This is a genomic window from Streptomyces phaeochromogenes, assembly GCF_001418655.1.
GTDB classification, from domain to species: domain Bacteria; phylum Actinomycetota; class Actinomycetes; order Streptomycetales; family Streptomycetaceae; genus Streptomyces; species Streptomyces phaeochromogenes.
Genome location: NZ_LIQZ01000050.1, coordinates 2,501 through 3,017 on the forward strand (window position 1 = coordinate 2,501; position 517 = coordinate 3,017).

Genomic DNA, 517 nt, shown 5'->3' on the forward strand with positions numbered 1-517 from the left:
AGCCACAGCCAACCCGCACCCGCCAGGGAACAGAGGGCGGCCGGTGCTCAGAGGCTCTTGCCGGGGTTGAGGATCCCCAGGGGGTCGAACGCCTCCTTGAGTCGCCGCTGCAACGCGTGCGCCGCAGGGCCCAGCTCCTCCGCGACCCACTGCCGCTTCAGAACACCCACCCCGTGTTCCCCCGTGAGCGTGCCGCCCAGCCGCAGCGCCAGCGCGAAGATCTCACCCGCCGCCTCCCACGCGGCATCCGGGAGCCGGTCCAGGGCCGGATCCACGACGATGATCGGGTGCAGGTTCCCGTCGGCGGCGTGCGCGATGGTGAAGATCGGGACGCCATGGCGTTCGGAGATCGCACGGATCGAACGAGCCGCCTCCGCCAGCCGCGAGCGCGGTACCGCGATGTCCTCGATCAGCGGCCGGCCCAGCCGTTCGAGGGCGGGCAGGGCCAGCCGGCGCGCGGCGAGCAGCGACTCGGCCTCGGCGGGATCGTCGGTCACCTCGACCGTCGTCGCCAGCG

The 517-nt window shown here is 72.9% G+C and carries 1 protein-coding gene; it reads right to left on the bottom strand.

Going from position 1 to position 517, the window contains the following annotated elements:
- Positions 1-47 precede the first annotated feature (47 nt).
- On the bottom strand, positions 48-517 hold a 470-nt coding region (locus AOK17_RS07410; RefSeq protein ID WP_281198584.1), incomplete at its 5' end, for an FAD-linked oxidase C-terminal domain-containing protein.